General features: G+C 55.9%; 22 protein-coding genes and 1 riboswitch. Of the genes, 9 read left to right on the plus strand and 13 right to left on the minus strand.

The annotated features are described in order from the left end of the window. Window positions 1-316: 316 nt before the first annotated feature. The 5 genes from parE to nudF all read right to left on the minus strand — a co-directional run bounded on the left by parE (window position 317) and on the right by nudF (window position 4,789). Complete coding sequence (parE, locus tag V6940_RS13025) at window positions 317-2,212, minus strand: DNA topoisomerase IV subunit B (protein ID WP_220439158.1); 1,896 nt, start codon at window positions 2,210-2,212, stop codon at window positions 317-319. A 27-nt stretch (window positions 2,213-2,239) separates the two neighbouring features. Continuing rightward, window positions 2,240-2,815 (minus strand): esterase YqiA, encoded by a 576-nt coding sequence (gene yqiA, locus V6940_RS13030; RefSeq protein WP_333496158.1) that lies wholly within the window; start codon window positions 2,813-2,815, stop codon window positions 2,240-2,242. After that, the gene (cpdA, locus tag V6940_RS13035; RefSeq protein WP_333496159.1) at window positions 2,815-3,642 is read right to left on the minus strand and encodes a 3',5'-cyclic-AMP phosphodiesterase; all 828 of its coding nucleotides are present in this window, start codon (window positions 3,640-3,642) and stop codon (window positions 2,815-2,817) included. Before cpdA ends, yqiA begins: the two co-directional genes overlap by 1 nt. A gap of 92 nt (window positions 3,643-3,734) precedes the next feature. Continuing rightward, window positions 3,735-4,160, minus strand: coding sequence for a DUF1249 family protein (locus V6940_RS13040; RefSeq protein WP_333496160.1), 426 nt, complete (start codon window positions 4,158-4,160; stop codon window positions 3,735-3,737). Then, the gene (nudF, locus tag V6940_RS13045) at window positions 4,157-4,789 is read right to left on the minus strand and encodes an ADP-ribose diphosphatase (protein ID WP_333496161.1); all 633 of its coding nucleotides are present in this window, start codon (window positions 4,787-4,789) and stop codon (window positions 4,157-4,159) included. Before nudF ends, V6940_RS13040 begins: the two co-directional genes overlap by 4 nt. Before the next feature lie 210 nt (window positions 4,790-4,999). Between nudF and tolC the strand changes: the two genes are divergently transcribed. The 3 genes from tolC to V6940_RS13060 all read left to right on the plus strand — a co-directional run bounded on the left by tolC (window position 5,000) and on the right by V6940_RS13060 (window position 8,454). After that, a complete protein-coding gene (gene tolC / locus V6940_RS13050; RefSeq protein WP_333496162.1) occupies window positions 5,000-6,427 on the plus strand; it encodes an outer membrane channel protein TolC in 1,428 nt (475 codons plus the stop codon). A 180-nt stretch (window positions 6,428-6,607) separates the two neighbouring features. Then, entirely contained in the window at window positions 6,608-7,288 is a 681-nt protein-coding gene (locus V6940_RS13055) for a DUF1190 family protein (RefSeq protein WP_185668391.1), read from the plus strand. A gap of 5 nt (window positions 7,289-7,293) precedes the next feature. Next, complete coding sequence (locus V6940_RS13060; protein ID WP_333496300.1) at window positions 7,294-8,454, plus strand: glutathionylspermidine synthase family protein; 1,161 nt, start codon at window positions 7,294-7,296, stop codon at window positions 8,452-8,454. A gap of 3 nt (window positions 8,455-8,457) precedes the next feature. Here V6940_RS13060 and ygiD read toward each other — a convergent pair whose 3' ends face one another. Then, entirely contained in the window at window positions 8,458-9,246 is a 789-nt protein-coding gene (ygiD, locus tag V6940_RS13065) for a 4,5-DOPA dioxygenase extradiol (RefSeq protein WP_333496163.1), read from the minus strand. Between the two features lie 195 nt (window positions 9,247-9,441). On the opposite strand from ygiD, the gene zupT reads away from it, so the two are divergent. Next, complete coding sequence (zupT, locus tag V6940_RS13070) at window positions 9,442-10,215, plus strand: zinc transporter ZupT (RefSeq protein ID WP_333496164.1); 774 nt, start codon at window positions 9,442-9,444, stop codon at window positions 10,213-10,215. Window positions 10,216-10,278: 63 nt separating this feature from the next. Here zupT and ribB read toward each other — a convergent pair whose 3' ends face one another. Further along, window positions 10,279-10,932, minus strand: coding sequence for a 3,4-dihydroxy-2-butanone-4-phosphate synthase (gene ribB, locus V6940_RS13075; RefSeq protein WP_185668394.1), 654 nt, complete (start codon window positions 10,930-10,932; stop codon window positions 10,279-10,281). A gap of 107 nt (window positions 10,933-11,039) precedes the next feature. Next, window positions 11,040-11,189, minus strand: a riboswitch (FMN riboswitch). A gap of 121 nt (window positions 11,190-11,310) precedes the next feature. Here ribB and ubiK point away from each other — a divergent pair. After that, complete coding sequence (ubiK, locus tag V6940_RS13080; RefSeq protein WP_234508350.1) at window positions 11,311-11,580, plus strand: ubiquinone biosynthesis accessory factor UbiK; 270 nt, start codon at window positions 11,311-11,313, stop codon at window positions 11,578-11,580. A gap of 107 nt (window positions 11,581-11,687) precedes the next feature. Here ubiK and hldE read toward each other — a convergent pair whose 3' ends face one another. Genes hldE through V6940_RS13095 form a run of 3 tightly spaced genes read right to left on the minus strand, consistent with a single transcriptional unit; the run spans window position 11,688 to window position 17,332 of the window. Then, window positions 11,688-13,121 (minus strand): bifunctional D-glycero-beta-D-manno-heptose-7-phosphate kinase/D-glycero-beta-D-manno-heptose 1-phosphate adenylyltransferase HldE, encoded by a 1,434-nt coding sequence (gene hldE, locus V6940_RS13085; RefSeq protein WP_333496165.1) that lies wholly within the window; start codon window positions 13,119-13,121, stop codon window positions 11,688-11,690. A gap of 47 nt (window positions 13,122-13,168) precedes the next feature. Then, on the minus strand, window positions 13,169-16,009 hold the full coding sequence (gene glnE / locus V6940_RS13090; protein ID WP_333496166.1) for a bifunctional [glutamate--ammonia ligase]-adenylyl-L-tyrosine phosphorylase/[glutamate--ammonia-ligase] adenylyltransferase: 2,841 nt from the start codon (window positions 16,007-16,009) through the stop codon (window positions 13,169-13,171). A gap of 21 nt (window positions 16,010-16,030) precedes the next feature. Continuing rightward, on the minus strand, window positions 16,031-17,332 hold the full coding sequence (locus tag V6940_RS13095; RefSeq protein WP_333496167.1) for a CYTH domain-containing protein: 1,302 nt from the start codon (window positions 17,330-17,332) through the stop codon (window positions 16,031-16,033). Between the two features lie 234 nt (window positions 17,333-17,566). Between V6940_RS13095 and V6940_RS13100 the strand changes: the two genes are divergently transcribed. Beyond that, a complete protein-coding gene (locus V6940_RS13100; protein ID WP_333496168.1) occupies window positions 17,567-18,187 on the plus strand; it encodes a TIGR04211 family SH3 domain-containing protein in 621 nt (206 codons plus the stop codon). A gap of 68 nt (window positions 18,188-18,255) precedes the next feature. Next, the gene (locus V6940_RS13105) at window positions 18,256-19,497 is read left to right on the plus strand and encodes a multifunctional CCA addition/repair protein (RefSeq protein ID WP_333496169.1); all 1,242 of its coding nucleotides are present in this window, start codon (window positions 18,256-18,258) and stop codon (window positions 19,495-19,497) included. A 10-nt stretch (window positions 19,498-19,507) separates the two neighbouring features. On the opposite strand, the gene bacA is transcribed toward V6940_RS13105, so the two are convergent. Beyond that, on the minus strand, window positions 19,508-20,329 hold the full coding sequence (gene bacA, locus V6940_RS13110; RefSeq protein WP_333496170.1) for an undecaprenyl-diphosphate phosphatase: 822 nt from the start codon (window positions 20,327-20,329) through the stop codon (window positions 19,508-19,510). 92 nt (window positions 20,330-20,421) lie between these two features. Further along, window positions 20,422-20,781, minus strand: coding sequence for a bifunctional dihydroneopterin aldolase/7,8-dihydroneopterin epimerase (gene folB / locus V6940_RS13115; protein ID WP_185668403.1), 360 nt, complete (start codon window positions 20,779-20,781; stop codon window positions 20,422-20,424). 108 nt (window positions 20,782-20,889) lie between these two features. Between folB and plsY the strand changes: the two genes are divergently transcribed. Next, window positions 20,890-21,510: a glycerol-3-phosphate 1-O-acyltransferase PlsY gene (gene plsY / locus V6940_RS13120; protein WP_333496171.1), complete on the plus strand. Its 621-nt coding sequence runs from the start codon at window positions 20,890-20,892 to the stop codon at window positions 21,508-21,510. Between the two features lie 94 nt (window positions 21,511-21,604). Here the strand turns inward: plsY and tsaD are convergent, their stop codons facing one another. Beyond that, on the minus strand, window positions 21,605-22,618 hold the full coding sequence (gene tsaD, locus V6940_RS13125; protein ID WP_333011224.1) for a tRNA (adenosine(37)-N6)-threonylcarbamoyltransferase complex transferase subunit TsaD: 1,014 nt from the start codon (window positions 22,616-22,618) through the stop codon (window positions 21,605-21,607). Window positions 22,619-22,854: 236 nt separating this feature from the next. Here tsaD and rpsU point away from each other — a divergent pair, with 236 nt between their 5' ends. Beyond that, on the plus strand, window positions 22,855-23,070 hold the full coding sequence (gene rpsU / locus V6940_RS13130; RefSeq protein WP_001144069.1) for a 30S ribosomal protein S21: 216 nt from the start codon (window positions 22,855-22,857) through the stop codon (window positions 23,068-23,070). The last annotated feature ends 62 nt before the right edge of the window (window positions 23,071-23,132 follow it).

A 23,132-nucleotide genomic window follows, 5' to 3' on the forward strand; every position in this document is an offset into this window, starting at 1 on the left:
TTCTCTTTTGATTAAAGATAAAATTCACCATGCGAATCAATTGCCAGCACAGATTGACGTCCATGTTCAGAAGTATGTTTTATATCCAGCGCAAGAATATGGTAGAAGTCATACAACTAAACTGTGACCTGTCATACCAAATTTTAAAATGGCATTTCAGAAAGCGTAGAAATTAGAATTGAATCGATTAATTAAGCGGCGGTTGTGGCAATAAAAAAGGAGACGCAAGCGTCTCCTTTTAAATCGTCGCCCGGCTTCACTGCGTGGCGCCGGGGGGTTTTTAAGCCGGGTAAGCGAAGCGCCACCTGGCAAGGTTTTAGGCTTCCAGCTCCGCCATATCACCTTTCTCCTGCAGCCAGTTACGGCGATCTTCCGAACGCTTCTTGGCCAGCAGCATATCCATGGTGGCATCGGTTTGCTGTTCATCTTCATCGGTGATGTACAGCTGCACCAGGCGGCGAGTGTTCGGATCGAGCGTGGTTTCGCGCAGCTGCATTGGGTTCATTTCACCCAGACCTTTAAAGCGCTGTACGTTCGGCTTGCCTTTTTTACGCTTCAGCTGCTCCAGCACGCCCGCTTTTTCCTCTTCGGTCAGAGCATAGTAAACCTCTTTGCCCAGATCGATGCGGTACAGCGGCGGCAGCGCCACATAGACGTGACCTTCTTTCACCAGCGCACGGAAGTGCTTCACAAACAGCGCGCAGAGCAGCGTTGCGATGTGCAGACCATCGGAGTCAGCATCGGCGAGGATACAGATCTTGCCGTAGCGCAGCTGGCTAAGATCCGAACTGTCCGGATCGATACCGATCGCCACGGAAATATCGTGCACTTCCTGCGAGGCCAGCACTTCATCAGAAGAGACTTCCCAGGTGTTGAGGATCTTACCTTTGAGCGGCATGATCGCCTGGAATTCACGATCGCGCGCCTGCTTGGCAGAACCGCCTGCGGAGTCACCTTCGACGAGAAACAGTTCGGTGCGGGCGAGATCCTGCGCGGTGCAGTCGGCCAGTTTACCCGGCAGCGCCGGGCCGCTGGTGAGCTTTTTACGCACCACTTTTTTCGCCGCACGCAGACGACGCTGGGCGCTGGAAATCGCCATTTCAGCCAGCAGCTCGGCGGCCTGGACGTTCTGGTTCAGCCACAGGCTGAAAGCATCTTTCACCACGCCAGAGACAAACGCCGCGCACTGACGGGAAGAGAGACGCTCTTTCGTCTGCCCGGCGAACTGCGGATCCTGCATCTTCACCGACAGCACGTAGGCGCAGCGGTCCCAGATATCTTCTGCCGACAGCTTCACGCCGCGTGGCAGAATGTTGCGGTATTCACAGAACTCGCGCATTGCGTCGAGCAGACCCTGACGCAGACCGTTGACGTGCGTCCCGCCCTGCATGGTCGGGATCAGGTTGACGTAGCTTTCGGTCAGCAGCTCGCCGCCTTCCGGCAGCCACAGCAGCGCCCAGTCCACCGCTTCGGTTTCGCCGGAGAAGTTACCGACAAACGGTTTTTCCGGCAGCAGCGGCAGGCCGTTCACGGCTTCGCAAAGATAGTCGTTCAGACCGTCGGCGTAGCACCAGGTCTGTTCGGTGTCGTTCACTTTGTCTTTAAAGACGATTTCAACGCCGGGGCAGAGTACCGCTTTTGCTTTCAGCAGGTGGCTTAAGCGGGAAACGGAAAAACGCGGGCTGTCGAAGAAGCTTTCGTCCGGCCAGAAGTGGACGCTGGTCCCGGTATTGCGTTTGCCGCAGGTACCGGTGACGTGCAGATCTTCCACCTTGTCGCCATTTTCAAACGCGATGGTGTAGACCTGACCATCGCGGCGAACGTTGACCTCAACGCGCTTCGACAGGGCGTTAACTACCGAGATCCCCACGCCGTGCAGGCCGCCGGAGAACTGATAGTTTTTGTTGGAGAACTTACCGCCCGCGTGCAGGCGACAAAGGATCAGCTCAACGGCCGGTACACCCTCTTCCGGGTGGATATCGACAGGCATGCCGCGACCATCGTCGATCACTTCCAGTGATTGATCGGCATGAAGAATAACCTCAACACGCTTCGCGTGTCCGGCAAGCGCTTCATCCACACTGTTATCAATCACTTCCTGACCAAGGTGGTTCGGACGTGTGGTATCTGTGTACATCCCCGGGCGGCGGCGAACCGGCTCAAGCCCGGTGAGTACCTCAATGGCATCAGCGTTATAAGAAGATTGCGTCATGATCTATTCGTAGGTAGTTGGCGCTGCTTAATGCAACCCCAGAAAATCGATAATCTGTGTGAAGTGATCTTCAAAGCCGGTAAATGCGTGATTACCGCCCTCCTCTACCGTTTGTCGGCAGGAGGCGAAATAGTTCACGGCCTGGCGGTAATCAAGCACTTCGTCGCCGGTCTGCTGAAGCAGCCAGATAAGATCCGGTGCCTCCAGTGGGTCAATTTGCATGACTTTGAGATCGTAAATATGGCGTGACTCTAGCACATATTGCTGCCCGGTGTAGGGATTCTCATTCGGCCCCAGGAAATTCACCAGTAGCTCAAACGGGCGTATCGCCGGGTTCACCACCACCGCTGGCAGCATGAAACATTGGGACAACCAGGTCGCATAATAGCCGCCTAATGACGACCCCACGATGCCCAGCTGTTCACCGCCGTGTTTCAGTACCAGCGCTTCCAGCATCTCCGCCGCTTCTGCCGGATAGGCCGGCAGAAGCGGGATCAGCATATTCACGTCGGGATAGTGCTCCGCCAGCCACTGCTTAAGCGCCGTGGCCTTTGCTGACAGCGGGGAGCTGTTGAATCCATGCAGATAAAGAAGCGTCGACATCAATAACCTTCAGATGCGGTATCAGGATGGAATTCGCACCCGTCCAGGCGGCAGACTTCGGTGGTGAGTGAACCATCGGCATGCAGCTCGAGCCAGCGCCATCCAGGAGAAACGGTATCCAACGTGAAGTTGGCGCAGTGCGGTTTAAACTGCACGCAGGTTGACGGCGTCGCCATAATGCGGCGGCCGTTCCAGTCGACGTCCAGCTCCTGATGAATGTGGCCACAAAGCAGGTTTCTTACGCGCGGGTAGCGCACCAGCACATTATCCAGCGCCCCTGCGTTACGCAGGCTGTGCTGATCGAGCCAACTGCATCCCGCCGGCAGCGGATGATGGTGCAGCAACAGCAGCGTGTGCCGGTCCGGCGCTTCCGCCAGCCGTTTTTCCAGCCACTCGAGCTGGAACTCGCTCAGCTCGCCGTGCGGCACGCCAAACACCTGACTGTCCAGCAGGAGGATCTGCCAGTTTTCGCCCACCAGTACACGCTTGGCCGGGGAGATCCCCGCGTCCTGAAGCGTGCTGTACATGGATGGCTGGAAGTCATGATTCCCCGGCAACCAAACGCAGGGTGCAGCAAAACTCGCGATGCCGTCAGCAAAGTGCTGGTAGGCCGCGGATGAGTGATCCTGTGCTAAATCGCCCGTCGCCACCACCAGGTCAACGTCACGCGCCGAGGCATGAATAGCCTGCAAGACGGCGTGATAGCTTGCCCAGGTGTTCACGCCTAACAGCGTTTCATCTTTTTCCGCAAACAGGTGAGTATCAGTGATTTGCAGTACCCTGACACTGGCCCCACCAGCCAGAGGAAGGTTTAAAAGGCTTTCCAAATGGTGTCCTTAGGTTTCACGATGCAAACATACACATCATCCTTTCATGCTGCGTCATCGCTGGCAGCGTCCCAGATACAGCCTGAAAGGTGCTATGTACAAACCGGAATCGCCATCGCTCCATGTGCTAAACAGTATCTTAGCCAATCAGCTAAAAACTGATTAATTTGATGCTTTTCGTCGCGTTGATGCAACTTTTTATTTGGATAATCATATCGCGCTTTGAAGCGAAAGATCTGCTGACTTGAACACACTTCAGCCACCATCGCATCATGATACAGCCGCACGCTCATCGACGGCAGGCTCCAGTAGCTCACCGCCGGGTACGTCTGCTCAACCGTTACCAGCGTAGTGTAGCGGGTTGATTCTGTTATCGTTAACCGATATTGCGCATTGGCCACCTGATAATTCACCGTTTCGCCGGCTTCATCAACGCGCGGCAGTAAGCGACGTAATTGTGCGAAATTGGTTTCGCACAGGCGCATCATTTCTGGGAAGTCAGGTGTATAACGCTTCATTTGATCCACTCTTTTCGTAAGTCCTGATAATGCAGCTGTAGCCATTGCAAAGCGATGACAGAGGCTGCGTTGTCAATTTTTCCCTCTTCTACACATTGATAAGCGTACTCCCGGCTTACCACATGAACCCGGATATCTTCGTGTTCATCCGCCAGGCCATGAATACCTTTGGCCGTTGTTGCATCCACTTCGCCTACCATAATGGTCAGGCGCTCGCTGGTGCCGCCAGGGCTTGCCAGATAACTCAGACACTCTTTTACCCGGCCGAGTTCAAGCCCGGCCTCTTCCTGCGATTCGCGACGCGCCACGTCTTCTACGCTCTCGCCCTCTTCAATCATGCCAGCCACCATCTCCAACAGATAAGGGGTTTCGCTGGTGTCATAGGCTGCAATGCGGATTTGCTCAATCAGCACCACTTCGTCACGCACTGGGTCAAAGGGTAGCAAGACTGCAGCGTGACCGCGCTCAAAAATTTCGCGCCGGACTTCACCGCTCATCTCGCCGTTGAACAGACGATGGCGAAAACGATACACATCAATCGAAAAAAAACCGCGATATACCGTTTCTCGTGCAATAATTTCTACATCGTTTTTCGAGAGGGTAACCACTGGGTTACGTGATTTTGTCATGGTCTTGCCTATGCTGTAATTGTGGTGAAATTGTGGATTTAAAATCCGTTTATCTTAGGATCCACTCTCTCTGTGGTAGATTGGTGCAAATTAACGCCAGATGGCACATTACGACAACTTTTTAACGTGGCAGACTCTGGTACAATCGGTGAATATTTTTTCTGTGAATTAGATCAGCGCTAAGCTTCACAACAAGGAATGCAAATGCAAATGAAGAAATTGCTCCCCATCCTTATTGGTCTGAGCCTTACGGGTTTCAGTACAATGAGCCAGGCAGAGAACCTGTTACAGGTCTATCAGCAGGCACGTACCAGTAACCCAGATCTCCGTAAATCCGCAGCAGACCGCGATGCCGCATTCGAAAAGATCAACGAAGCGCGTAGCCCACTGTTACCGCAGTTAGGTTTGGGTGCCGATTATACCTATACCAATGGCTTCCGCGACAGCAACGGCGTGAACTCCAACGCAACCAGCGGCTCGCTGACGTTAACGCAAAGCCTGTTTGATATGTCCAAATGGCGTGCTCTGACCCTGCAGGAAAAAGCGGCAGGCATCCAGGACGTGACCTATCAGACCGATCAGCAGACGCTGATCCTGAATACCGCCACGGCGTACTTTAACGTGCTGAGCGCGATTGACTCGCTCTCCTACACCGAAGCGCAGAAACAGGCGATTTACCGCCAGTTGGATCAAACCACTCAGCGCTTTAACGTGGGCCTCGTGGCCATTACCGACGTGCAAAACGCCCGTTCACAGTACGATACCGTGCTGGCGAATGAAGTGACCGCGCGTAACAACCTCGACAACGCCGTTGAAGCGCTGCGTCAGGTGACCGGTAACTACTACCCAGAGCTGGCGTCTTTGAACGTCGACAGCTTTAAAACGGACAAACCGCAGGGCGTTAACTCGCTGCTGAAAGAAGCGGAAAACCGTAACCTCTCCCTGTTGCAGGCTCGCCTGAACCAGGACCTGGCGCGTGAACAGATTCGCCAGGCGCAGGACGGCCATCTGCCGACGCTGGATTTGAACGCCTCTACCGGGGTATCCAACACCTCTTATAGTGGTTCTAAAACCCGTAACTCATCTCAGTACGACGACAACGACGCTGGCCAGAACAAAATTGGCCTGAGCTTCTCCCTGCCGCTGTACCAGGGCGGGATGGTTAACTCGCAGGTGAAACAGGCGCAGTACAACTTCGTCGGCGCCAGCGAGCAGCTGGAAAGCGCACACCGTTCCGTTGTCCAGACCGTGCGTTCTTCCTTCAACAACATCAACGCCTCTATCAGCAGCATCAACGCCTACAAACAGGCCGTGGTCTCTGCGCAGAGTTCATTAGACGCGATGGAAGCGGGTTACTCCGTGGGTACGCGTACTATCGTTGACGTGTTGGATGCCACCACCACGCTGTACAACGCGAAGCAGCAGCTCTCCAGCGCGCGTTATAACTATCTGATCAACCAGCTGAATATTAAAAATGCGCTGGGTACGCTCAACGAGCAGGATCTGATTGCGCTGAACAATGCGCTGGGTAAAAACGTTGCGACCTCTACCGACAGCGTTGCGCCGCAGAACCCGCAGCAGGACGCTTCTGCAGACGGCTACACCTCTCCGGCGACCAGCAAAGCGCGCCTGCGCTAAGGCATCTCGCCGTACTGAAAAGGGTCCGCTTTATGCGGGCCCTTTTTTCATTCTCTTGCGCTAACGTAAGGCAACGTAAAGATCCGCCGCTTTACGCCCTTCTTCGCTTCATTTTCAACCACTCATCCACTATCCTGAGCGTTATTGCAATACCACTCTACTGGGTCCAGGAAGAACACAATGAAACGGACGAACAATATTCAACACGCCGCCTTTCGTAAAAGCTGGGGCGCGCGTCACCTCACGCCGGTCGCATTAGCCGTTACCGCGGTATTCATGCTGGCAGGCTGTGAAAAAACGGACGAAACCGTCACGCTGTATCAGAACGCGGACGACTGCTCTGCAGCGAATCCGGGCAAAAGCGCCGAATGTAAAACCACTTTCGATAACGCGCTGAAAGAAGCTGAACGTACCGCGCCGAAGTACGCCAGCCGTGAAGACTGCGTGGCCGAATTTGGCGAAGGTCAGTGCCAGCAGGCACCGGCGCAGGCAGGTATGGCGCCTGCCAGCGGTGAAAACCAGGCCCAGGCGCAAAGCAGCGGCAGCTTCTGGATGCCGCTGATGGCGGGCTACATGATGGGCCGTATGATGAGCGGCGGCATGGGTGGTTACCAGCAGCAGCCGGTCTTCACCTCGAAGAACCCGTCCAGCCCAGCCTACGGTAAATATACCGATGCCGGTGGTAAAAACTACGGTGCAGCGCAGCCAGGCCGTTCGATGAACGTACCGAAAACCGCTATGGCACCAAAACCGGCAACCACCAGCACCGTGACTCGCGGCGGCTTCGGTGAGTCCGTGGCGAAACAGTCCACCATGCAGCGTAGCGCATCGGGCACCACCACCCGTTCAATGGGCGGCTGATGACCATGGAAAGAATCAGCATTACTGAGCGCCCGGACTGGCGTGAAAAGGCAACGGAGTACGGCTTCAACTTTCACACCATGTACGGCGAACCATACTGGAGCGAAGAGGCCTACTACAAGCTGACGCTGGCGCAGGTTGAAAAGCTGGAAGAGGTTACCGCTGAACTGCATCAGCTGTGTCTGAAAGTGGTTGAACGCGTCATCGCCAGCGATGAGCTGATGGCGAAGTTCCGCATTCCAAAGCACACCTGGACTTTCGTGCGCCAGTCATGGCAAACGCAGCAGCCATCGCTCTACTCGCGCCTCGATCTGGCGTGGGACGGCACCGGCGAACCGAAGCTGCTGGAAAATAACGCCGATACCCCAACGTCACTGTACGAAGCGGCGTTCTTCCAGTGGATCTGGCTCGAAGATCAAATCAACGCAGGCAATCTGCCGGAAGGCAGCGACCAGTTCAACAGCCTGCAGGAAAAGATCATCGAGCGCTTCAACGTGCTGCGCGAACAGCACGGCTTCCAGCTGCTGCATCTGACCTGCTGCCAGGACACCGTGGAAGATCGCGGTACCGTGCAGTATCTGCAGGACTGCGCCGCTGAAGCTGGCGTCGCAACCGAGTTTCTCTATGTTGATGAGATAGGCCAGGGCGAAAAAGGCCAGTTTACCGATCTGCAGGATCAGGTGATCAGCAACCTGTTCAAGCTTTATCCGTGGGAATACATGCTGCGCGAGATGTTCTCCACCAAGCTTGAAGACGCTGGCGTGCGCTGGCTGGAACCGGCCTGGAAGAGCATCATCTCTAACAAAGCGCTGCTGCCGCTGCTGTGGGAGATGTTCCCGGATCACCCGAACCTGCTGCCGGCCTACTTTGCCGAAGACGATCATCCGGAAATGGACAAATTCGTGGTGAAGCCGATCTTCTCCCGCGAAGGCGCGAACATTTCGATCGTCGAGAACGGTAAAACCATCGAGCAGGTGGAAGGGCCGTACGGTGAAGAGGGGATGATCGTGCAGCAGTTCCATCCGCTGCCGAAGTTTGGTGATAGCTACATGTTGATTGGCAGTTGGCTGATTAACGACGAGCCTGCCGGGATTGGCATTCGTGAGGACAGAGCGCTGATCACTCAGGATCTGTCACGCTTCTATCCCCACATTTTCGTCGAATAATCGTTAACCGATTAGCACCGACAGCATACTCAGGGAGCCCATTTCGATACCGTCTACCGGGATCGTGATGGGCTCTTCGCCATCCCAGGCACCCAGCACATAAAGCAGCGGCAGGAAGTGATCCGCCGTTGGGTTCGACAGTGAACCGCCCTCATGCGCCAGATAGTTCACCAACGGATGCTCTTCTACCGGCCCTTTCCAGCTCAGATTCGCCTTCACATAATCGTTAAACGACGTGGCCCACGGGTAAGGCGTTGAATCGCCGTGCCATTTCGCCGTACGCAGGTTGTGCACCACGTTACCGCTGGCCACCAGCATAATGCCTTCATCGCGCAGGCTTGCCAGCTTACGACCGATCTCAAAGTGCCAGGCCGCTGGCTTAGTGCTGTCGATGCTCAGCTGCACCATCGGGATATCCGCATTCGGGTACATCTTAATCAGCACGCCCCAGGAGCCGTGGTCAAAACCCCAGGCTTCTTTATCAAGCGCCACCGGAACCGGTGCCAGCAGTTCAACCAGCTGTTGCGCCAGCGCCGGGGACCCCGGAGCCGGGTAATGGGTATCGTACAGCGCCTGCGGGAAGCCGCCGAAATCGTGGATCGTTTTCGGAGTTTCCATCGCCGTCACGCCCGTGCCGCGAGTGAACCAGTGCGCAGACACCACTACAATGGCTTTCGGGCGCGGCAACGTTTCACCCAGATGCCGCCAGGTACGGGTATAGAGGTTATCTTCCAGTACGTTCATCGGGCTACCGTGACCTAAAAACAGTGCTGGCATTCGGCTACGAGACATGATGTTATCCTTCCAGAGGGCATAATTTAATAACACCACATTAACCCGTTTTGAGTGAGGATAAACTCAGATAAGCGTGATGATGATCTTCAGAAAATTTGAATGTAAGGATGAAGTAAAGAATAGCGTCGCCTCTCGCCACGGCTGACGATTTTCAATATCATGAATGATAATCATTATCATAAGGAGTAAGCGATGTCGGTACCGCTGATTCTGACATTACTGGCAGGAGCTGCCACCTTTATCGGCGCCATACTCGGGGTGATCGGGCAAAAGCCGTCCAACCGGGTACTCGCCTTCTCGCTCGGCTTCGCCGCCGGCATTATGCTGCTGATCTCATTAATGGAGATGCTGCCCGCCGCGCTCGGTACGCCGGGAATGTCGCCGGTGCTGGGCTACGGCATGTTTGTCGTCGGCCTGATTGGCTACTTTGCGCTCGATCACGCCCTGCCGCATGCGCATCCGCAGGATCTGATGCAGAAAAACACCCAGCCGCTGCCGCGCAACATTCGCCGTACCGCCGTGCTGTTAACTCTTGGCATCAGCCTGCACAACTTCCCGGAAGGTATCGCTACCTTCGTCACCGCCAGCAACAACCTTGAGCTAGGCTTCGGCATTGCGCTCGCCGTGGCGCTGCACAATATTCCTGAAGGTCTGGCGGTTGCCGGGCCGGTCTACGCCGCCACGGGCTCAAAGCGCAAAGCGGTATTCTGGGCGGGGATTTCCGGCATGGCGGAAATATTGGGCGGCGTGCTGGCGTGGGCGATTCTTGGCAGCATGGTGTCACCGGTGCTGATGGCCTCGATTATGGCGGCGGTCGCCGGGATTATGGTCGCCCTTTCCGTCGATGAACTCATGCCGCTGGCCAAAGAGATTGACCCTAACAACAACCCCAGCTACGGCGTGCTGTGCGGCATGTCGGTCATGGGGATGAGCCTGGTGATTCTGCAATCGATGGGCATTGGCTAACGTCAGGCAATAAAAAAGCCCGGTGCGTATCGCAAACCGGGCTTCATCACGTAGGCCGCTAGATTAGCTGGCTTTACGCTCGTGTTCACGACGGTAGGCCACCAGATCTTCGATGGTCACCAGCGCCATGTTATGTTTCTTCGCAAACTCGATGCACTCTGGCGCGCGCGCCATGGTGCCATCGTCGTTGGTCAGTTCACACAGCACGCCTGCTGGTTTGAAGCCCGCCAGCGTCACCAGATCGATAGTCGCTTCGGTGTGACCGCCACGGGTCAGCACGCCACCCGCCTGCGCGCGCAGTGGGAAAACGTGGCCAGGACGGTTCAGATCGGAAGGTTTCGCGTTGTCGGCAATCGCCGCACGAACGGTGGTCAGACGGTCAGCGGCAGAAACGCCGGTGGTCACGCCATGAGCCGCTTCGATAGTGACGGTAAAGCCGGTGCCGTAAGCGCTGGTGTTGTTTTCTACCATCATTGGCAGTTCCAGCTGTTTACGACGTTCGTCGGTGAGACACAGACAAACGATGCCGCTACCGTGACGGATAGTCAGCGCCATTTGTTCAACGGTCATGTTTTCGGCGGCAAAGATCATGTCGCCTTCGTTCTCGCGATCTTCGTCGTCCAGCACCATCGCACCGCGACCTTCGCGCAGGGCAACAAGCGCGTTTTCAACGCGTTCGAACGGAGTACCAAAAGAGGAAAGTAGCGTCTGATTCATGGTAAAAAAACCTCATTAATATTATGGTTACCAGAATCAGGGCAGTCTTAGGAGTGCCGATATAACGGCAAATGGATAACGCGAGCGGGTGCTTAACCCAACTGAATCGTTACTCTCTCCCATCCGGACTCTAACCGTCGGCCCCGGAATTACACCGGATCTGCTGACCTTCCCATGTTCATAGGAAGCGCTCGCGGGCTTTCAGCCGTAGCTGATTTACCGCCGGTGGGGAATTTCGCCCCGCCCTGAGAATAAGCGTACTTACTATAACGCCAATGACTATCTTCGGCAATGCATAAGCTTCGAACAATTCTGGTTTATCGCACCGGGATAAGACACTACAATAGCCTTCATGCCGACAGAATCAGGGAACAAGAGATGATCGACCCGAAAAAAATTGAACAAATCGCCCGCCAGGTCCACGAGTCTATGCCGAAAGGTCTGCGTGAGTTCGGTGATGATATTGAGAAGAAAGTTCGCCAGGTGATCCAGTCGCAGCTGACGCGCCTTGATGTGGTGAGCCGCGAAGAGTTTGACGTACAGACTCAGGTTCTGCTGCGTACGCGTGAGAAACTGGCGCTGCTGGAACAGCGGATTAGCGAGCTAGAAAACCGTGCTGCGGCACCGGCTGTAGACGACAAAGAGTAAGAATACCGCCCCCTCACCCCGGCCCTCTCCCCACAGGGGCGAGGGAGAAAACCGGATGGTTCCCTCTCCCTTTGGAGAGGGTTAGGATGAGGGGGACGTTTAGTGCATTACTTCTCGCTATCTTTCTGAATCTTCTTGATAATATTGGTCGTAGAACAACCGTCTTCAAAGTTCAGCACCAGTACCTCACCACCGTTCGCCCACACTTCCTCGCTACCGGCAATTTGCTCTGGCTTATAGTCACCGCCTTTGACCAGACGATCCGGCAGGATCCCGGCAATCAGGCGTTGCGGCGTATCTTCTTCAAACGATACAACCCAGTCGACGGACTCCAGCGCACCCAGCACGATCATACGCTGCTCCAGCGGGTTAACCGGGCGGGTTTCGCCTTTCAGACGCTTGGTTGAAGCATCGCTGTTCACCGCGACGATCAGACGATCGCCCAGCTTGCGTGCATTCGCCAGATAGGAAACGTGCCCCGCGTGCAGAATGTCGAACACGCCGTTGGTCATCACCACTTTCTCGCCGCGACGACGGGCAGCGGCAACCGCCTGCTTCAGCTCTTCTTCGCTCATCACGCCAAAACCGGTATCCGCGCGACCGCGCACAGCGTTTTCCAGCTCGATAGGCGAAACGGTAGACGTCCCCAGTTTACCCACCACCACGCCTGCGGCGGCGTTAGCAAAGAAGCACGCCTCTTCCAGGGTTTTGCCAGAGGCCAGCGTCGCTGCCAGCACACCGATAACGGTATCGCCCGCACCGGTCACATCGTACACTTCCTGCGCCTGCGTCGGCTGATGCAGCGGCGCTTTGCCCGGCTGCAGCAGCGTCATGCCCTGCTCGGAACGCGTTACCAGCAGCGCGGAGAGATCGTAATCAGCAATCAGCTTCATGCCGCGCTCAACGATCTCGGCTTCGTCTTTGCACTTACCGACTACCGCTTCAAATTCAGAAAGGTTTGGCGTCAGCAACGTTGCGCCGCGATAACGTTCGAAATTGGTGCCTTTCGGGTCGATCAGCACCGGCACGTTCGCTTTGCGCGCCAGCTGAATCATCTGCTGTACGCTTTCCAGCGCGCCTTTCGCGTAGTCGGAGAGCACCAGCGCGCCAACGCTCGGCAGACCGCTTTGAATACGATCGTGCAGCGGCTGTGGATCCACGCCGGCAAAACCTTCTTCAAAGTCCAGACGAATCAGCTGCTGGTTGCGCGACAGCACGCGCAGCTTGGTGATAGTTGGGTGCGTCGGTACCGAAACGAAATCACACTTCACGTTAACGTCGGCCAGCGCTTTGTTCAGCGCGCGCGCCGCATCGTCAATGCCGGTCAAACCAATAAGACGCGAACCCGCCCCCAGGGACGCAATGTTCATCGCCACGTTTGCCGCGCCGCCAGGACGTTCTTCGATAGTTTCCACCTTCACCACGGGAACCGGGGCTTCCGGGGAAATACGGCTGGTTGGGCCATACCAATAGCGATCCAGCATGACGTCGCCAACCACCATCACTCCTGCACGTTCAAATTCCGGCAGCGTTACTTTCATTCTTGTCTCCTGGGAGAATCAAAATTTTGGCGCGATAATAGCACATTTCACGGTTGAACCAGCCACTTCTGCCAGCTGGCGCTGACCAGTTCACGTTCCCGAACGAAGCTTGATAAATCGACGTTTCCCGGCAATTCCTGAAGTGCCAGGTGATGTAACGTATCGCGCAACGTGGTGTAGGCGCGGGTGAGCGCCTGTGCTTCGTGCTCGTCCATAATATCGTTTTGCGCCAGCAGTTCGAGAATTCGCACGTTATCCGACCAGCGGGTCAGCTTCGGCTTCTCGTGGGCATAGCGCAGCACCAGGTACTGGGTAATAAACTCAATATCGGTGATCCCACCGGCGTCGGTTTTGATATCAAAACGATCGCGCTGTTTACCGCCGAGATGGGCGCGCATTTTTTCACGCATCTCGCGCACTTCGGTTTGCAGCGCGCTGCCTTCCCGCGCCGTGGTCAGGATCTGTCGGCGAATGTCGTCGAACTGCTGCTGCAGCTGCGGGTCACCATAGACCACACGGGCGCGCACCAGCGCCTGATGCTCCCAGGTCCACGCTTCGTTTTGTTGATAATCAGCAAATGATTCAGCGGTGGTCACCAGCATACCCGCCGCACCAGACGGGCGAAGACGCGCATCAACTTCATACAGAATGCCGGACGAAGTGCGGGTGCTGAACAGGTGCATAATGCGCTGCGCCAAACGCAGATAGAACTGACGGCCGTCGATTTCTCGTTCGCCGTCGGTCATCGCGTCCATCGGGCAGTCATGCAGGAACACCAAATCCAGATCCGAGCTGTAGCCCAGTTCCCAACCGCCGAGCTTGCCGTAGCCAATGACCGCAAAACCGCGACCGTGGCGCTCCCGCAGGTGCGTTGGCTGACCGTAACGCGCCACCATCTGCACCCACGCCTGCTGGACAACGGCATCGATCATCGCTTCTGCAAGCCAGGTTAAGTGATCGCTAACCTTCATCACCGGCAACGTACCGGCAATATCAGCGGCGGCGATGTGCAACAGCTGCGCCTGCTTAAACTGACGCAGCGCTTCCAGTTGCTGCTCTTCATCCTCTTCCGGCACGCGCAGCAGATACTGACGTAGCTCGTCGCGATAGGCATCGGTCGCCGTCGGTTGATAAAGCGTGCTGGGGTCGAGGAGCTCATCCAGCAGCAGCGGATAGCGTGCGAGCTGGCTTGCCACCATCGGTGACGCGGCGCACAGGCGGATAAGATGCTTTAAGGTACCGGGATATTCGCTTAATAATTCGAGGTAGGTAGTACGCGTGACGATGCCGCTCAGCAACGGGGTAATACGCGTCAGCAGCACCGAGGCATCCTCACGCGAACACACTTCGCTTAGCAGATGCGGCATCAGCGAGTCCAGTACCTGACGCCCGCGCGGGCCGATGGTGCGCTTATCCAGCTCTTTGCGGAAATCGGCAATTTGCGACAACACGCGATGGCGGTCATCGTTGCCGAGATGCACCAACCCCACCGGAGCGTCATCTTCCTGCAATGTATCCTGCCACAGCTCGCGCCAGGATTCCGAAAGCTGCTCTTCCTGCGACGGCTCTTCATCGTCGCCGATAAGTTCGTTAAAGACGCGACGGACTTCGGCCATCAGCGCATCCAGACGCGCGGTCATCGTGGCCCAGTCGGCAAAATGCATCCCCCACGCCAGACGGGCGCGGTTGAGGTCGTCGCCGGGCAGCGTCTGCGTCTGTTCGTCGTTGATACTTTGCAGTAGGTTTTCGAGGCGGCGTAAAAACAGATAGGCTTCACGTAGCGCCTGCGCGTCGGTTTCCGACAGCAGATTCAGGGTTTCAATGGCTTTGAGGGTGGGCAGCAGCGAGCGGCTTTGCAGCATCGGCTCTCGCCCGCCGCGGATCAGCTGAAAGACCTGGACGATAAATTCAATTTCGCGAATTCCGCCCGCACCGAGCTTGATGTTGTCCTTCAGGCCACGGCGACGCACTTCGCGGGTGATCATCCCTTTCATATTACGCAGGGACTGGATCACGCTGAAGTCGATATAGCGGCGGAAGACGAACGGTCGCAGCATCGCCCGCAGCTCGCTGGTGTATACGCCATCATCATCGCCCATAATCCGCGCTTTGACCATCGCATAGCGCTCCCAGTCGCGCCCCTGCTCCTGGTAATAATCTTCCAGCGCCGCAAAGCTCAGCACCAGCGGGCCGCTGTCGCCAAACGGCCGTAGGCGCATATCAACGCGGTAGACGAAGCCATCCTGCGTCGGCTGGTCCAGTACCTTAATCAGACGCTGACCAAGACGGGTAAAGAACTGTGCGTTATCCAGCTCACGGCGACCGCCCTGGGTGCTGCCATGTTCTGGCCAGGCAAAAATAAGGTCGATGTCGGAGGAGAAATTAAGCTCTCCACCGCCCAGCTTGCCCATCCCGAGGATCAGCAGCGGCTGCGGCACGCCCTCGGCACTGCACGGCGTACCCCAATCACGGCAGCAGGCTTCGTAGAGCCAGTTGCGCGCGCTGACGATCAGCGTTTCTGCCAGGTGGCTTAGCTGCTGTAGCGTATCTTCTTCAGATACCTGCGACAGCGCCTGCGCCCAGGCAATGCGCACCATCACCCGGCGGCGGAACAGCCGCAGGGCGCGCATCAGCGCCGTTTCATCATAAACTTCTGCCAGCTCCGTCTGGAGCCAACCCGCATATTGCCGCCACTCATCCGCCTGCGGTGGGTCGCTTTCCAGCGACGCCAGCCACTCAGGATGCGCCGTTAAACTTTGCTGAACAAAATCACTAAAGGTGAAAACAGCCTGTGCTTCACTTCCGAGCGCCTCGAGAGGGAAATCCTCCGGAGCACGCTCAACGAGCGTTTGCCAGTGCTGCTGTAACTGCGAAGAAAGCGGCGTCATACGCGGGTTCCCTGAAGTTAATTAACGTTTTCCGCTGTGCAGCCAGAACGGCTCAACCGACAGTGCTTCATTACGGAAATGTTCAATTTCAATGTGCTGGCGGGTTTCGATAGCGTGGCGCAGCCCCTGCCAGTTCGCCAGCCAGCGATCGGCCTGTTCGGTATCGTAATAGCCGGCCAGCAGCTGAACGGTATTAATATCACGCTTCAGACGCGGCAGTTGATCTGCGTAAGCATCGCCCAGCGGGTAGGCAAAGACGGTGCGCAGTTCAGCGGCCTGACGAGACAGATGAATATCGGCGAAGCGTTTAAATGAATCCGCCAGTTTGGCCTCTGCTTTGGCATCAAGGAACGGCTCCCAGCCGCGCAGCACCAGCCATTCGGTATAGGCAAGCTTCGTCAGTGCGGTTTCACGGCTGAACACCGCATCGTGTGCGGACGCATCGCTCGCCATCAGCGCATCAACCTGGGTCAGGCCATCACGCAGCGCGGCGCTCGCCTTACGCGGCACAATGCCGCCGAACAGCGTCAGGATATGGCGAACCAGACCCTGCGCATTCAGCACTTCGACTTTTGCCTTCTTATTGCCACGCAGCCACAGCTCTTCGTGGTACTGCCAGTGGGCAAGCGCTTTTTCCAGCGCCGCTTCCAGCGCCTGGCCTACCGTTGCTTTCGGCGGCAGTGAGAGAATGGTCAGCGGTTTGATAACGCGGTCTTCATTGCCCTGCGCCAGATGGTATCCACGCGCAGCTTTGCTCAGGCTGCCCTGGCGCAGCAGACCGGTTTCCGCCAGCTGTTTCGCCAGTGTTAGTACATCGGCGGTTTCACCGCTCAGCAGTTCAAGCTCCAGCTCGCAGATGGCTTCCTGATGCTCACCGGCTTTGACGTCGCCGAGATCCAGCGCGACTTCAATGCGGCTTTTCCCCTGCGCTATCACCCACTTCTCGCGGAAGAAATCGGTGCTGAACAGCGGCTGAACCTGCTCCGCCAGCCCTTCCGGCATCTCACCGTTTGGCCAGACTTCCGCAGGCAGTTTGTCGAGCGCCAGTTCAGGCGTGCTGATATCAATATTGTATTCAGGACGCTGATGCAGACCGCCCACGGTGCGCCCGGCGATTTTCATCGTCATCTCATAGCGACCGTTATCGCCTCGAATACGCAGCCCCATATCGTGGCGACGCAGCCAGTTATCGGCGGTTTCATAATAGATATTCAGCAGCTGAGCCGGTGGTGTGTGCTCGGCGTTGAGGGTCTGAAGGTGGTTACGCAGCGTCTCGACGCCAGCGTTATCGACGATAAATTTTAATTCGATTTCTTGAGCCATGATTGAATTCTTGTGGTTTCGTTGCCCGGAAATACCTTTGCGGCGAACTTACAGGTATTCTTTTTGTCAGTAGATAGTATTTTGCGACAAATTGCCATGCAATGCGCAATTTGTCGGGCTAATCGCTGATGGCGTTTTTTCCTCCTGGAGGATTCTGATTGCCGCAGAATGCTTTGCGTCGTCAGACTGTTGCCACTACTATCGTTCCACTTTTATGACAAAAACGATGATCTGATGCCAAAATTACGCTTAATTGCCATTACTTTACTGACACTTACCGCTTCCACCATCGCGCACGCTGATGAAAAGCGCTACGTTTCCGACGAATTGAACACCTGGGTCCGCAGCGGCCCGGGCGATAACTACCGTCTGGCAGGCTCCCTGAATGCAGGCGAAGAAGTCACCCTGCTGCAGACCAACGACAACACCCAGTACGGCCAGGTACGCGACAGCAACGGGCGCACCGCGTGGATCCCGCTGAAAGAATTGACCGCTACGCCAAGCCTGCGCATTCGCGTGCCGGATCTGGAAAATCAGGTCAAAACCCTGACCGACAAGCTCAATAATATCGACACCACATGGAACCAGCGCACCGCAGAAATGCAGAAAAAGGTCGCTGAGAGCGATAGCGTGATTAATGGTTTAAAAAATGAAAACCAGAAGCTTAAGAATGAGCTTATCGTTGCGCAGAAAAAAGTGAACGCCGCCAACCTGCAACTGGATGACAAACAGCGCACCATCATTATGCAGTGGTTTATGTACGGCGGTGGCGTGTTGGGTGTCGGCCTGCTCCTCGGTCTGGTGCTGCCGCACATCATCCCAAGCCGTAAGCGTAAAGATCGCTGGATGAATTAACCCCGATTCGCGTTCTCAGTGCTTCTTTCGTATTATCCAGAAAGAATAATGACGAGGAGAAGCGTGGCGTGAAGAGTTATCTGGTCGGTGGTGCAGTTCGGGACGGGTTGTTAGGGCTACCGGTCAAAGATAAAGATTGGGTTGTGGTCGGCGCTACGCCACAGCAAATGCTCGACGCGGGCTACCAGCAGGTAGGCCGCGATTTTCCTGTTTTCCTGCACCCTGAAAGCCACGAAGAGTATGCGCTTGCCCGAACCGAGCGCAAATCAGGCTCGGGCTATACCGGTTTTACCTGCTATGCCGCCCCGGACGTCACGCTGGAGCAGGATCTGCTGCGCCGCGATTTAACCGTCAACGCCCTGGCTCAGGATGCCGACGGTACGATTATTGACCCTTACGGCGGTCAGGCCGACCTTCAACAACGCATTCTGCGCCACGTTTCCCCTGCTTTCGGTGAAGACCCGCTGCGCGTACTGCGTGTGGCGCGCTTTGCCGCACGCTATGCCCATCTGAGCTTCCGTATTGCCGATGAAACGATGGCGCTGATGCGTGAGATGACCGACGCCGGTGAACTGGCGCATCTCACGGCAGAGCGCGTGTGGAAAGAGACAGAAAACGCGCTCGGCACCCGCAATCCTCAGGTTTTCTTCCAGACGCTGCGCGACTGCGGCGCGCTGAAAGTCCTGTTCCCGGAAATTGATGCGCTCTACGGCGTCCCGGCGCCGGAAAAATGGCACCCGGAAATTGATACCGGCGTCCATACGCTGATGACGGTGACCATGGCAGCAATGCTGAGCCCGGAGATTGATGTGCGTTTTGCGACGCTGTGCCACGACTTAGGTAAAGGCTTAACGCCAAAGGAGTTCTGGCCCCGTCACCACGGCCACGGCCCGGCGGGCGTGAAGCTGGTTGAACAGCTTTGCCAGCGTCTGAAGGTGCCAAACGAGATGCGCGACCTGGCGAAGCTGGTTGCCGAATTCCACGACCTCATCCATACCTTGCCGATCCTGCACCCCAAAACCCTGGTGAAGCTGTTTGACTCTATCGACGCCTGGCGCAAGCCGCAGCGGGTAGAGCAGATTGCGCTGACCAGCGAAGCTGACGTGCGTGGTCGCACCCATTTTGAAGCCTGCGACTATCCTCAGGGACGCCTGCTGCGTGAAGCCTGGCAGGTGGCGAAAGCGGTGGGCAACAAAGAGGTTATCGACGATGGCTTTAAAGGGCCGGAGATTCGTGAAGAGCTGACGCGTCGGCGAATTCAGGCGGTCGCGAACTGGAAGGAAAAACGTTGCCCTCAGCCAAAAGACTGAGGGCAGTTCATCAGAAGAAGACCACGTAGACAGCGGCCGCCACGATGAAGCGGTAAATAGCAAACGGAATAAACGAAATTCGTTTCACCAACTGCAGGAAGGTTTTGATGGCGACCAGGGCGACAAGGAAAGCCATCACGAAGCCCACCGCGAACATCGGAATGTCGGCAGCAGTCAGGAAGTGCCAGCTCTTATAGAGATCCAGCACCGTCGCGCCCATCATCATCGGCACCGCCAGCAGGAACGAGAACTCAGAAGCGGCGTAGCGGCTCACGCCCATCAGCATACCGCCAGAAATCGTCGCCCCGGAGCGGGAGAAGCCCGGCCACAGCGCCAGGCACTGGAAGCAGCCAATCGCGAAGGCCTGACGATAGCTCATATCATCAATACCCACCGCGCTGGGTTTTTTCGGCTTCAGCAACTCGGCAGCAATTAACAACAGGCCGCCCACAATCAGGGCGTACATCACGTTAACCGGGTTGAACAGCGATTTGATTTTATCGTGCAGCACCAGCCCCAGCACCACGGCGGGGATCATGCCAAGCAGAATATGAATCAGCGATAAACGCCCGGAGCCTTCACCTTCGTGAACCGGCGGACGCCCAAAGTTGATGCCAATCAGCCCAAACAGGCGACGCCAGAACATCACCACCACCGCCAGAATCGACCCCAACTGGATAACCACTTCAAAGGTATCCGCTATTTCACCTTCAAACCCCAGCAGGTGGCCCACGATAATCATATGACCGGTACTGGATACGGGCAGAAACTCCGTCAATCCCTCGACCACACCCAAAATTGCCGCGACCAGCAGCGAGTGTATATCGCTCATTAATAAACCCTTAAAAAGTAAACAATAAAATAAACCCGGCACTAAGACCGGTATAAATCATTTTGGTTTAAATAATATGACGAGTGATACTTTTATTTCGGATTATGGCCACGCTCAATGATAACGCCAACGTTGGCCGCACGGGCAACCGCCCCCGGTTTGCTAACTTTGATACGTACCCACGGGGAGTTAAAGCGAGACATCAGCAGTTCAGCCAGCTCTTCCGCTACGCGTTCAACCAGCGCAAAACGGCTACCCTCAACGTGATTAACGACCGCTTCGCTGATATCAGCGTAGCTCAGACAGTCATCTACGTTGTCGCTGGCGGCGGCTTTGCGGTTATCCCAGCCTAATTCGATATCGAACACTAGCTTCTGTTCAATGGTTTGTTCCCAATCATAAACACCGATAGTGGTGATTACCGAAAGTTGCTCTATAAATACAATATCCATCACGACCTGCTTGGTTTTTAGGCTAAACCGGATACCACTCCCGGCGAATTATGCGTATTATCCACAGATGCAGAGAATACTTCGACATTTTCAAAATGGAACAGCGTTATGAGTGCAATCGAGCCTGGCATGATCCTTCTTGCCTACCTTTGCGGCTCAATTTCCAGCGCCATTCTGGTCTGCCGCATCGCGGGGTTACCTGATCCTCGCGCCAGTGGTTCCGGTAACCCCGGCGCCACGAATGTGTTACGCATCGGCGGAAAAGGCGCAGCCGCAGCCGTTCTGATTTTCGACGTCCTGAAAGGGATGCTGCCCGTTTGGGGCGCGTACGCCCTTGGCCTCTCCCCATTCTGGTTAGGCCTGGTGGCGATCGCCGCCTGTCTGGGCCACATCTGGCCAGTATTTTTCCATTTCCAGGGCGGTAAAGGCGTTGCCACCGCGTTTGGCGCCATTGCGCCTATCGGCTGGGATCTCACCGGCGTCATGGCCGGAACCTGGCTGCTGACCATTTTGCTCAGCGGCTATTCGTCTCTCGGCGCCATCGTTAGCGCGCTGGTCGCACCGTTCTACGTCTGGTGGTTTAAACCCCAGTACACTTTCCCGGTATCGATGCTCTCCTGTCTGATTCTGTTGCGTCATCATGACAATATTCAACGCCTATGGCGACGTCAGGAGACAAAAATCTGGGCGCGTTTGAAAAAGCGTAAGCAGAAGAAAGAAGAAGAGTAGCAGAGGAATTGACGTAGTCCGGCCGAGCAAAGCGACGCCGGGACAGCCCCGGGGTCGGCGAAAACGCCTCGCCCGGGCTACCCTCTGTCATATCTTATGCGGCAGGCAGCTCAGCCAGCGGCCAGCGAGGCCGAACGGTCACGCCCAGCGACTCATTCACGCCGGTTTTCAGGCGAACCATACCCGCATAGGCAATCATCGCACCGTTATCGGTACAGAATTCAGGGCGCGCGTAGAACACTTCACCACGACGTTTTTGCATCATTTCTGCCAGCTTCGCACGCAGCGTACGGTTGGCGCTTACGCCGCCCGCCATCACCAGACGTTTGAAACCGGTTTGATCCAGCGCGCGTTTGCACTTGATCATCAGCGTATCCACCACCGCATCTTCAAATGCACGCGCGATATCCGCACGGGTTTGATCGTCAGCGTCGTTATTGCGGATAGTATTGGCGGCGAAGGTTTTCAGGCCGGAGAAGCTGAAGTCCAGCCCTGGGCGGTCGGTCATTGGACGTGGGAAGACGAAGCGCCCTTCCGTGCCCTGCGAGGCCAGCTTCGACAGCATTGGGCCACCAGGGTAATCCAGGCCGAGCAGCTTCGCTGTCTTATCAAAGGCTTCACCAGCGGCGTCGTCAATCGACTCGCCGAGCAGCGTGTACTCACCGATGCCAGTAACGCTAATCAGCTGCGTATGGCCGCCGGAAACCAGCAGCGCTACAAACGGGTATTCAGGCGGGTTATCTTCCAGCATTGGCGCCAGAAGGTGACCTTCCATATGGTGTACCGGAATGGCCGGCACGTTCCAGGCAAACGCCAGCGAGCGGCCCACGGTTGCGCCAACCAACAGCGCACCGACCAGACCAGGCCCAGCGGTATAGGCGACGGCGTCGATATCTTTCGCCGTCAGATTGGCCTCTTTTAAGGCTTCCTGAATCAGGGGCACCGTTTTACGCACGTGATCGCGCGAAGCCAGTTCAGGCACCACGCCGCCGTAGTCAGCATGCAATTTCACCTGACTATACAGTTGGTTGGCTAACAGACCTTTTTCATCATCATAAATTGCGATGCCGGTTTCATCGCAGGATGTTTCAATACCCAGTACACGCATGGCTATATTTACCTCGTTTCAATACCGCGCAGTTTAGGTTTTCTATCCCGGCTTGTAAAACATTGTTCGCCCCAGGAAGCAGCCTCGTGTATACTCCTCACCCTTAAAAAGTTCATTTCAAAAAAGGCTCCGGTGCTTTACAAAGCAGCAGTAGTTGCAGTAAAATTCCGCACCATTTTGAAATAAGCTGGCGCTGATGCCAGCAGCAAACCGAATTAATCAAAGGTGAGAGGCACATGCCGGTAATTAAAGTACGTGAAAACGAGCCGTTCGACGTAGCTCTGCGTCGCTTCAAGCGTTCCTGCGAAAAAGCAGGTGTTCTGGCGGAAGTTCGTCGTCGTGAGTTCTATGAAAAACCGACTACCGAACGTAAGCGCGCTAAAGCTTCTGCAGTGAAACGTCACGCGAAGAAACTGGCTCGCGAAAACGCACGCCGTACTCGTCTGTACTAATCTCTTGAGAGCATCGGCTCTCAATTGTCAGACCGAGTTGTAGTTGCAAGGCCGTGCTTCCG

The organism is Kluyvera sp. CHPC 1.251 (assembly GCF_036759945.1).
Classification (GTDB): domain Bacteria; phylum Pseudomonadota; class Gammaproteobacteria; order Enterobacterales; family Enterobacteriaceae; genus Kluyvera; species Kluyvera sichuanensis.